The sequence below is a fragment of the Streptomyces sp. NPDC015130 genome, from assembly GCF_043080005.1.
Lineage (GTDB): Bacteria > Actinomycetota > Actinomycetes > Streptomycetales > Streptomycetaceae > Streptomyces.
This window is the reverse complement of record NZ_JBIBVC010000018.1, coordinates 185,227-194,893: the sequence shown is the minus strand read 5'-3', so window position 1 is coordinate 194,893 and position 9,667 is coordinate 185,227. Positions and strand designations below refer to the sequence as shown.

Sequence of the window (9,667 nt, the reverse complement as noted above, 5' to 3'; positions counted from 1 at the left end):
CCGGGGGGGGGGCGGCGGGGGGGGGGGGGGGGGGGGGGGGGGGGGGGGGGGGGGGCGCCCCGGCGCCCCCCCCCCGGGGGGGGCGCCCCCCCCCCCCGCGGGGGGGGGGGGGGGGGCCCCCCCCCCCCCCCCCTCCCGCCGTGGTCCGTCCCGCCTCAGCGCGGCAGCGTCACCGGGCTGCCGCCGTTCGCCTCGTACCCCGCCACCGCCAGGTTCCGGAAGACCGTGTACTCCGCCGCCGGGTCACCGCTCAGCGTCCACGGCACCGCGCCCACGTGCCCGTCGATGTGCACCAGCTGGTGCATGGCCTCCGACCAGCGCTCGCCGCGCACCAGGAACCAGACGAGCAGGTGCCGGACGTGCGCGAGCATCGGGTCGTCGCGCCGCGCCGAGTGCACCGCGTACAGCGCGCCCTCCGTCGCCTTGGACACCACGGCCGTACGGAAGAAGTCCTGTACGAGCACCACCTCCGGCACGTGCTCGTACACCGCGAACAGCGGCAGCGCCGCCAGCAGCGACCCCCGCGGGGCGCGCGCCGCGGCCGTCGTCGCGAAGTGGTCGGCCTCCTCGCGCGACCCGTGCCACTTCTCGCACCAGTAGTGCAGGGCCGCCAGGTGCGCCCCCATGTGCTGCGGGGCCCGGTCGATGACCTTCGCCCACACCTGGTCGAACTGCTCGTGGCTGTAGCCGAGGCCCCGGGCCACGGCCAGCTGCGTGATGTACGGGACGGGGTCGCCGGGTGCGAGCAGCGCCGCCTCCTCGGTGACCTTCAGCGCCTCCTCCAGGATGATCCGGAAGTCGTCGGACCCCGCCGACGAGGAACGCCACGCCTGCTGCACCAGGAACTCCGCGTGCACGGCCGCCGCGCCCGGGTCCTTCGGCGCGTCCGCCCGCCAGGCCCGCAGCCACGCCCCGCCCACCCCGGGCCTCTCCTGGAGCTCCAGCGAGGCCGCGCCGGCGAAGGCCTGGACGCGCTGCCAGCGCACCTCGCCGTCCTTGTCGGTCTCGGCCAGCAGCCGCGAGGCCGCCCGCCACTCCTGGGTGGCCTGGACGACGTCGAGGACGTGGAGCAGATCGTCGTCGGCGCCGGGCAGCCGCACGTCCAGCTCCTCCTGGCGCACGAAGCCGTACGCCTCCGGGTCCGCCGCGTCCGGCGCCCCCGGCGCGACCTGACGGATCCCGACACCACCCCGGCGGCGCCGCAGATAGGGGCCGAGGATGCTGACCAGCAGCACGATCGCGATCAGGAACCAGAGAATCTCCATGTGTCCATTGTCCAGGACACCCGGTGAGACGAACGAAGCGCCGGGGGTCACTCGGCACTACGCTCCTGACCATGAGCGACCAGCACTCCCACCAGAGCTTCGAGACCCGCGCGATCCACGCGGGCAACACCGCCGACCCGCTGACCGGCGCGGTCGTCCCGCCCATCTACCAGGTGTCCACCTACAAGCAGGACGGCGTGGGCGGGCTGCGCGGCGGATACGAGTACAGCCGCAGCGCGAACCCGACCCGTACCGCCCTGGAGGAGAACCTGGCGGCCCTGGAGGGCGGCCGGCGCGGCCTCGCCTTCGCCTCCGGGCTCGCGGCCGAGGACTGCCTGCTGCGCACCCTCCTCGCCCCCGGCGACCACGTCGTCATCCCGAACGACGCCTACGGCGGCACCTTCCGGCTCTTCGCCAAGGTCGTGCAGCGCTGGGGCGTCGACTTCTCCGTGGCGAACACCTCGGACATCGACTCCGTGCGGGACGCCGTCAACGACCGCACGAAGCTGATCTGGGTCGAGACCCCCTCGAACCCGCTCCTCGGCATCACCGACATCGAGGCCGTCGCCGGCGTCGCCCGCCAGGCCGGCGTCAAGCTCGTCGTCGACAACACCTTCGCCTCGCCCTACCTCCAGCAGCCGCTGGCGCTCGGCGCGGACGTCGTCGTGCACTCGCTCACCAAGTACATGGGCGGTCACTCGGACGTCGTCGGCGGCGCGCTCGTGACGGCCGACGAGGCGCTCGGCGAGGAGCTCGCGTACCACCAGAACGCGATGGGCGCCGTCGCCGGGCCCTTCGACTCGTGGATCGTGCTGCGCGGCATCAAGACGCTCGCGGTGCGCATGGACCGGCACAGCGAGAACGCGGCGAAGATCGTCGAGATGCTGACCCAGCACCCCAAGGTCACCCAGGTCCTCTACCCGGGTCTGCCCGAGCACCCGGGCCACGAGGTCGCGGCCAAGCAGATGCGCTCCTTCGGCGGCATGATCTCCTTCCGCGTCGAGGGCGGCGAGGAGGCGGCGGTCGAGGTCTGCAACCGCGCCCAGCTGTTCACGCTCGGTGAGTCGCTCGGCGGCGTCGAGTCGCTCATCGAGCACCCGGGCCGCATGACGCACGCGAGCGTCGCGGGCTCCGCCCTGGAGGTCCCGGCCGACCTGGTCCGGCTCTCCGTGGGCATCGAGAACGTCGAGGACCTCCTCGCGGACCTCCGCCAGGCCCTGGGCTAGGGCGGGTTGCGAAAGTCCCGCCTGCCCGACGGCGCCTGGCACGCACGCTCGCCGCGTTGTCGGGATCGCCCCGATACATCCAGTATCGGGGCGACCCTCCGCCTTGCGATCGCACGCACCAGACGCCGTCGGGCCCGCCCTTCGGACAGGTCCTAGTCCCCACGGCACGGAGGGCCCGGCCGCCGGCCCCGTGGGCGGCGACCGGGCCCTCCGCCGCTCAGGTCCCGGGCAGCGCGTCCTTCAGCTCGGCCCGCACCTCCGCGCGGAGCTCCGGGGTGTCCGTGTGCTCGTGCACGGAGACCATGTGCTCCACGGCGGCCCGAACGACCTCCTCCTCCTCGCCCGAGATGTAGAGCGAGCATCCGGAGACGCTCGGGGTGTCCCGGCAGTCCGTTGCTTTCCTGGCCATGGCGACCTCCCGTCGGCCCCCTCCTCCAGGCTAGGCGCGGCCCGACTTCACCACCCTTCGAGCGGTGGCGTCGTCTCCGCCGGCGGGACCTCCCACGGCCGCTCCACCGACGCCCACACCACGAACGCGAACGCGGCGACGACGAACAGCCCCCACAGCACCCGGCGCACCGTCCGGTCCCTGCGGGCCCGCCGCGACCCGCGCTCCACGGCCCGTACGGCGAGGTCGGCCGGGACCGGCGGGTGCGGGGTGTCCAGCATCCGCCGGACCGCCGCCTCCTTGTCCTCGTGCCGGCTCACGCGGCGGCCTCCCGACGGCTCACGCGGCGGCCCCCCGCCCGGGATCGCGCGCCGCCGCCCGGAGCACGGCCACCGAGCGCGCGCAGACCGCGCGGACGCGCGCCTCCGAGAGCCCGAGCAGCGCCGCGACCTGCTCCTCGGCCACGCCCTCGTACAGCCGGAGCACGACCACGAGCCGTTCCTGCGGGGAGAGCGCCGCCAGCGGTCCCCGGCCGCCGTGGTGCCGCCACGCGGAGCGGGCGAAGCGGGCGGCCAGGTCGCGGCGGGCGAGATCGTACGGGTCCTCGTCGCGCAGCCGCCCCCACACCGCGTACGTGTGCGCGAGGGCGGCGGCCAGCAGGGCCCTGGCGTGCGGGTTGGCGGTGCGGGACTCGGCGGTCAGCAGGGTCGCGGAATGCAGCAGCCGGCCCGCCGCCCCGGCCACGAACGCCTCGAACTCCCGCGTTCGGTGCGCCTGTTCGCTGCGCGGACGACGGCTCGTCCGCTCGCCGGGGCCGCTCCGATGCTCTCGCACCCCCTCATGGGAGGGCAGCGGGAGGCCGGGGTCAAGAGGTCGGCGCGGACTCCGTCCCCGCACCGCCCGAGCCGTGCCCCGAATGGGCCGACTGCCGTGCGGACAGGGCGGTGTTGAAGCGCGTCAGCAAGGTGCAGAAGGACTCGCGCTCGGCCTGCGTCCAGCCCTCCGTGACCTCCACCATCAGCTGGCGGCGCGAGGAGCGGACCTCCTCCAGGCGGGCGAGGCCGCGCGGCGACAGCTGGAGCACGACCGCGCGCCCGTCCTCCGGGTGCGAGGTGCGCTTGACCAGGCCGGTGTCGACGAGCGGGGCGACCTGCCGGGTGACCGTGGACGAGTCGATGCCCATCCCCGCCGCGAGCGCCTTGACGCCCATCGGCCCTTCCTGGTCCAGCCGGTTGAGGAGCAGGTAGGCGGCCCGGTCCATCGAGTTGCGGAGCTGCCCCGTGCCGCCGAGGCGGGTCTGCTCGGCCCGGCGGGCGAAGACGGCCACCTGGTGCTGGAGGGCGTCGAGGAGACCGGGGTCGAGCTCAGTCGTCATGTCCTGAGATGTGGGCATGGCTGTGGGTCTCTCTCGTGCGGGGGTGGTCGGTCGGTGGGGGACAGAGTACGCGGACCCGAGGGGGTCCGTACCGGGGCTGCGCAAACCCGATCCGGCACCCGTCCACCTGGGGACTGTCGGGCGGCCACGAGGGCGGTGAGCTGCGAGACTTGCTGTCATGAGCTTCCGTACGCGAGACCCCTTGCACCACCTCATGCTGGACGATGTGCGCGGGGCGCAGAAGATGCTGTCCGGGGTCGCGCGGGTGACCGCGATGGAGGGCAGCCGCCACCTGTCGTCGCTGGTGGGGGCACCCGTCCACTTCAAGTGCGAGAACCTCCAGCGGACCGGTTCCTTCAAGCTGCGCGGGGCGTACGTGCGGATCGCCGGCCTGCGGCCCGAGGAGCGGGCCGCCGGGGTCGTGGCCGCCTCGGCGGGCAACCACGCGCAGGGCGTCGCGCTCGCCTCGAAACTGCTCGGCGTCCAGGCGACGGTCTTCATGCCGGTCGGCGCCCCGCTGCCGAAGGTCGCGGCCACCCGGGAGTACGGCGCCGACGTCCGGCTGCACGGCCATGTCGTCGACGAGACGCTGGCGGCGGCGGAGGAGTACGCCCGGGAGACGGGCGCGGTCTTCATCCACCCCTTCGACCACCCCGACATCATCGCGGGACAGGGCACGGTCGGCCTGGAGATCCTGGAGCAGTGCCCGGAGGTCCGGACGATCCTCGTGGGCGTCGGCGGCGGCGGCCTCGCGGCCGGCGTGGGGCTCGCGGTGAAGTGGCTGCGCCCGGACGTGAAGGTGATCGGCGTGCAGGCGGAGGGCGCCGCCGCGTACCCGCCGTCGCTGGCCGCCGGGCACCCGGTGGTGATCGAGGCGCCGGTGACGATGGCCGACGGGATCAAGGTGGGACGCCCCGGCGACGTGCCGTTCGCGCTGGTCCGGGAGTACGTGGACGAGGTCCGCACCGTCTCCGAGGACGACCTGTCCTCGGCGCTGCTGCTCTGCCTGGAGCGGGCCAAACTGGTCGTCGAACCGGCCGGCGCCAGCCCGGTGGCCGCGCTCCTCGCCGACCCGAAGGCCTTCCAGGGGCCCGTGGTCGCGGTCCTGTCCGGCGGGAACGTCGATCCGCTGCTCCTCCAGCGGATCCTGCGGCACGGCATGGCCGCCGGGGGCCGCTACCTGAGCCTGCGGCTGCGGGTGACGGACCGGCCGGGGGCCCTCGCGACCCTGCTCGCGGTCCTCACGGTGGTCGACGCGAACGTCCTCGACGTGATCCACGTGCGGACGGACCCGCGCCTCGGCCTGACGGAGGCGGAGGTCGAGCTGCACCTGGAGACGAAGGGCCCGGAGCACTGCCGCGAGGTCGCGGAGGCCCTGCGGGACGCGGGCTACACGGTCCTCGGCTGACCCGTCCGGCCCGGCGGCCGGTCCGCGCGACGGGGACCGGCCGCCGGGCGGTGGTGCCGGTCCGCCCGGTGGGGTTCAGCCCGGGCGGTGGTGCCGGTCCGCCTGGCGGGGTTCAGCCCGGGCGGTGGTGCCGGTCCGCCTGGCGGGGTTCAGCCCGGGTGGTGGTGCCGGTCCGCCCGGTGGGGTTCAGCCCGGGCGGTGGTGCCGGTCCGCCTGGCGGGGTTCAGCCCGGGCGGTGGAGCCGGGCCGCGCGGGTGAGCTCCGCAGCCAGGCCGCCGAGCAGCGCGCCCGCCACGACCAGGCCCCCCGTCCGGACGGCCTCCGCCCGGCCGGGAGACCGCCGGCGGGCCGCCGCGACGGCGTACGGGGCGGACGCGACACCCTCCGGGTCCCCGGCGGCCCCGGCGGCCCCCACGGCCCCCGCGCGCCCGGCCGCCCCGCCGGCCCCGCGCCCGGCCACCTCGTGCGCGAGCGAGTGCTCCAGGCGTACGAGGAGCGGCCGGGGGTCCAGCCCGGCCGCCGCCGCGAACTGCTCGACCGCGATCCGGGAGGGCAACTGCTTCTGGTTCAGGAACCGTTCCCAGGAGGAACGGCTGTAGTGCGTGCGCTGCGCGAGCTTGCCGTAGCTGAGCTCCGCGGCGCACTTGATCCGCCGCATCTCGGCCGTCAGCTCCGCCCAGGGCGCCGCCTCGCAGCCCGCGCATCCCCGGCCACCGTTCGCAGCCATCCCCGATCCCCCGATCAGTCGTCCTTCTCGCCTGGAGCCACAGCCTCGCCCGCGGGTCCAACGGCCCGCCAACGGAGCGCCAACGGGGGAGCGGGACGGTGGCCGGAAGCGGTCGTCCCGGGACCTCCCGCGTCCCGGGACGGCGACGCGCCCACCATGCGGAAACCCCCTCACGAATCAACCCGCCCGTGCCTACGATGCGTTCGTCGGATCACCACCCTGGCGGCTGGTGAACGGCCATGGGGGGATGGTTCGCCGTGCGTTTCGGGCTGTTGGGTTCGTTCGTCGTGGAGGACGCCGAGGGCACGCCCCGGCAGATCGGGACGCCGAAGGCGCGCGCCCTGCTGGCCGTGCTGCTGCTGCGGGGCGACGCGACGGTGTCCTGGGACACCGTGAAGGCCGCGATCTGGGGAGAGTCCGTTCCGGCCACCGCGCGCGCCTCGCTCCACAACCACGTCGCCCGTCTCCGCCGCGACCTGGACGAGGGCGGCGACCGCATCCAGGTCACCCCGGCCGGCTTCCGGCTGCGCGTCCGGGACGACGAGCTGGACGTCACCCGCTTCGACCGGTACCTCTGCCGGGCGCGGACGGCGCGCCTCGCCGAGGACTGGGCGGAGGTCGAGGCGCTGACCTGCGAGGCGCTCGCCCTGTGGCGGGGCGCGCCGCTCTCCGACGTACCCCTGCCCGACACCGAGCGGGAACCGTTCGTGCGGCGCGTGGAGGAGGCCAGGCTCCAGGTGCTGGAGTGGGGTTACGAGGCCGATCTGCACCTGGGCAGACACCAGGGCATCGCCGCCGAACTCGCCGAGCTGGTCGCGGCCCACCCGCTGCGCGAGACCTTCGTCGGCCAGCTGATGCTGGCCCTCCACCGCAGCGGCCGGCAGGCCGACGCCCTCCTCGCGTACGACACCGCCCGCCGGACCATCCGCAGGGAACTGGGCGTCGACCCCGAGCCGGGGCTCGTCGAACTGCACCGCCGCATCCTGACGCTCGACCCCGCGCTCACGGCGCCCCGGACCACGACGACCCCCCGTACGCCCGCCGCAGCCCCGTCCCGCCCCGACCCCGACCCGCTGCTCACGCCCTCCACGGACCCGACGCCCGCAGCCCCCGAAACCCACCCCGGCCCTCACCCCGGCCCCCACCCGGCAACCGCCCCCGGCCCCCACCCGGCAACCGCCCTCACCCCCCACCCCGTCCCGCACCAACTCCCCGCCTCACCCGCCGACTTCACCGGCAGGGAGCAGGAGCTGGACCGCATCGTCGGAGAGCTGGCCGCCGCCGACCGCCCCGACGGGGCGACGGTCCTCGTCCACCGGGTCTCCGGCAGCGGCGGCATGGGCAAGACGACCCTGATGGTCCGGGCGGCGCACCAGATCCGCGAGCGTTTCCCCGACGGCCAGATCTTCCTCGACCTCGGCGGCATGACGGCGATGCCCCTGTCTCCCGAGAGCGCGCTCGGCCTGCTGCTCCGTACGCTCGGCGTGGCCCCGGAGGAGGTGCCGTGCGGACTCCAGGCCCGCAGCGCGCTCTTCCGCAGCCTGATCGCCCGCCGCCGGATGCTGATCCTCCTGGACGACGCGGGCGACGCGGCCCAGATACGCCCGCTGCTGCCGGGCGCCGCCGGCAGCGCCGTCCTGGTGACCAGCCGCCGCAGACTGGTCAGCTTCCCCGGCGTACGCATCGACCTCGGCGCCCTGCCCGACGACGCGGCCCACCGGCTCCTCGCGTCGATCGTCGGCGAGGACCGGGTCGCGGCCCAGCCGGACGCGACGGCGGAGGTGCTGCGCGCCTGCGGCGGCATGCCCCTGGCGCTGCGCCTCGCCGGTTCCCGGCTCGCCGCGCGCCCCGCCTGGTCGGTACGGGACCTGGCGCACCGGCTCACCAGCCACGGCCGCGTCCTGCGGGAGCTGTACGCCGACGACCTCCACGTCCGCACCGCGCTCCAGATGAGCTACGAACTCCTCCTCCAGGAGTCCGGCGGGCACAGCGGCCCCGCGCGGGCGTTCCGGCTCCTCGGCCTCGCGCCGAGCGGGGCGTTCGGCACCGCCTCCGCGGCGGCGCTCCTCGACTGCGACGAGCGGTCCGTCGAGGACTGGCTGGAGGCGCTGGTCGACGGCCACCTCCTGGAGTCCCCGGCGCCGGGCCGCTACCAGTTCCACTGTCTGCTCCGGGAGCTCGCCAGGGAGCTGGCCGAGGAGACGGACTCCGAGGCCGAGCGCGCGCGGGCCGTCGAGCGCCTCGTCGACTGGTGCCTGCGCGGTGCCGACGCGGCCACCGCCCGGGTGGCGCCCGTCGGCCGGCGCGTCCCCCTGGACCCCGCTCCGGGGCGCCCCGTCTCCTTCGCCGACTACGACGAGGCGCACGGCTGGTACGAGCGGGAGCGGGACCTGCTGGTCGCCGCCGTGAGCCTGGCCCACGAGAGCGGCCTGCACGCCCAGGCGTGGAAGCTGGCCGCCTCCCTGTGGGCGTACGTCAGGCTCGGCCGCTCCGACGACTGGCTGAGCACGCACACCGTCGGCCTCGCGGCGGCCAGGGCCGCCGGGGACGAGCGGGCCGAGGCCTGGATGCTGAACGGCCTCGGGAACCACATGGTGCAGTCCGGCCGCCCCGCCGAGGCGATCACGTACTACCGCCGGGCGCTGGACCTCCACGGCGGCGAGCCGGGCCGGGCCGCCGAGCTCTCCTCCGTCCTCAACAACCTGGGCACCAGCTTCACCCACCTCGGCGACCACGAGTCCGCCCTCCACCACTACCAGCAGTCCCTCCTGTGGGAGCCGGACAGCTGCGCCACGCTGAACAACATGGCGGACGCGCTGGCCCACCTCGGCCGCCACGACGCGGCGCTCCTCGTCCTCGACCGGGCGGAGGAGATCCAGCGCGCGACGCGCGACCGCGTCAGCCTCTCCATCGGCCTGCGGGTGCGGGGCGACGTCCTGCGCTGCGCCGACCGCCCGGCCGAGGCGGTCGAGGCCTACCGGCGCGCGCTCGCCCTCCAGCGCCTGGGCGGGGACCACCACAGCGAGGCCGTCTCGCTCACGGGCCTCGGCGACGCCCTCGCCGACCTGGGCGACCTGGCGGAGGCCGAGGTGTGCTGGGAGAAGGCGGTCCACTGGATGGAACGCCTCGGCGACCAGGGCCGCACCGTCGAGCTCCGCAAGCGCCTGGCGGCCCACCCGAACCCATGATCGTGTGGCGCGAATCACAAATTCACTGGGCGACGGCGTCCCCGCAAACCTAGGATCGGTAGGAAACGCCCGAATCTCCCTGGGAGAACC

9 protein-coding genes are annotated in these 9,667 nt (G+C 75.2%); 3 read left to right on the top strand and 6 right to left on the bottom strand.

The genetic code is table 11. From position 1 onward, the window contains the following. Positions 1-155: 155 nt before the first annotated feature. Positions 156-1,265 (bottom strand): hypothetical protein, encoded by a 1,110-nt coding sequence (locus tag ACF08F_RS31070; RefSeq protein WP_392301851.1) that lies wholly within the window; start codon positions 1,263-1,265, stop codon positions 156-158. 71 nt (positions 1,266-1,336) lie between these two features. On the opposite strand from ACF08F_RS31070, the gene ACF08F_RS31065 reads away from it, so the two are divergent. After that, a complete protein-coding gene (locus ACF08F_RS31065; protein ID WP_392301850.1) occupies positions 1,337-2,491 on the top strand; it encodes a cystathionine gamma-synthase in 1,155 nt (384 codons plus the stop codon). Between the two features lie 217 nt (positions 2,492-2,708). Here ACF08F_RS31065 and ACF08F_RS31060 read toward each other — a convergent pair whose 3' ends face one another. The 4 genes from ACF08F_RS31060 to ACF08F_RS31045 are packed head-to-tail and all read right to left on the bottom strand — an operon-like array spanning position 2,709 to position 4,272. Further along, positions 2,709-2,900: a DUF1059 domain-containing protein gene (locus ACF08F_RS31060; RefSeq protein ID WP_392301849.1), complete on the bottom strand. Its 192-nt coding sequence runs from the start codon at positions 2,898-2,900 to the stop codon at positions 2,709-2,711. Between the two features lie 47 nt (positions 2,901-2,947). Further along, positions 2,948-3,199 (bottom strand): hypothetical protein, encoded by a 252-nt coding sequence (locus ACF08F_RS31055; RefSeq protein WP_392301848.1) that lies wholly within the window; start codon positions 3,197-3,199, stop codon positions 2,948-2,950. A gap of 19 nt (positions 3,200-3,218) precedes the next feature. Next, the gene (locus tag ACF08F_RS31050) at positions 3,219-3,713 is read right to left on the bottom strand and encodes a sigma factor-like helix-turn-helix DNA-binding protein (protein ID WP_392301847.1); all 495 of its coding nucleotides are present in this window, start codon (positions 3,711-3,713) and stop codon (positions 3,219-3,221) included. A 31-nt stretch (positions 3,714-3,744) separates the two neighbouring features. Then, positions 3,745-4,272: a MarR family winged helix-turn-helix transcriptional regulator gene (locus ACF08F_RS31045; protein ID WP_392301846.1), complete on the bottom strand. Its 528-nt coding sequence runs from the start codon at positions 4,270-4,272 to the stop codon at positions 3,745-3,747. A 160-nt stretch (positions 4,273-4,432) separates the two neighbouring features. Between ACF08F_RS31045 and ilvA the strand changes: the two genes are divergently transcribed. Next, positions 4,433-5,662 carry a threonine ammonia-lyase gene (ilvA, locus tag ACF08F_RS31040; protein WP_392301845.1) on the top strand — a complete coding sequence of 410 codons (1,230 nt, stop codon included), beginning with the start codon at positions 4,433-4,435 and terminating at the stop codon, positions 5,660-5,662. A gap of 223 nt (positions 5,663-5,885) precedes the next feature. On the opposite strand, the gene ACF08F_RS31035 is transcribed toward ilvA, so the two are convergent. Beyond that, positions 5,886-6,389 (bottom strand): helix-turn-helix domain-containing protein, encoded by a 504-nt coding sequence (locus ACF08F_RS31035; RefSeq protein ID WP_392301844.1) that lies wholly within the window; start codon positions 6,387-6,389, stop codon positions 5,886-5,888. Between the two features lie 239 nt (positions 6,390-6,628). On the opposite strand from ACF08F_RS31035, the gene ACF08F_RS31030 reads away from it, so the two are divergent. Then, the gene (locus tag ACF08F_RS31030) at positions 6,629-9,577 is read left to right on the top strand and encodes a BTAD domain-containing putative transcriptional regulator (protein WP_392301843.1); all 2,949 of its coding nucleotides are present in this window, start codon (positions 6,629-6,631) and stop codon (positions 9,575-9,577) included. The last annotated feature ends 90 nt before the right edge of the window (positions 9,578-9,667 follow it).

Bases quoted from the DNA above. Each gene is read 5' to 3' on its own strand.
- ACF08F_RS31030 (WP_392301843.1), top strand. From the start codon at position 6,629: ATGGGGGGATGGTTCGCCGTGCGTTTCGGGCTGTTGGGTTCGTTCGTC.
- ACF08F_RS31070 (WP_392301851.1), bottom strand. From the start codon at position 1,265: ATGGAGATTCTCTGGTTCCTGATCGCGATCGTGCTGCTGGTCAGCATC.
- ACF08F_RS31065 (WP_392301850.1), top strand. From the start codon at position 1,337: ATGAGCGACCAGCACTCCCACCAGAGCTTCGAGACCCGCGCGATCCAC.
- ACF08F_RS31060 (WP_392301849.1), bottom strand. From the start codon at position 2,900: ATGGCCAGGAAAGCAACGGACTGCCGGGACACCCCGAGCGTCTCCGGA.
- ilvA (WP_392301845.1), top strand. From the start codon at position 4,433: ATGAGCTTCCGTACGCGAGACCCCTTGCACCACCTCATGCTGGACGAT.
- ACF08F_RS31035 (WP_392301844.1), bottom strand. From the start codon at position 6,389: ATGGCTGCGAACGGTGGCCGGGGATGCGCGGGCTGCGAGGCGGCGCCC.
- ACF08F_RS31045 (WP_392301846.1), bottom strand. From the start codon at position 4,272: ATGCCCACATCTCAGGACATGACGACTGAGCTCGACCCCGGTCTCCTC.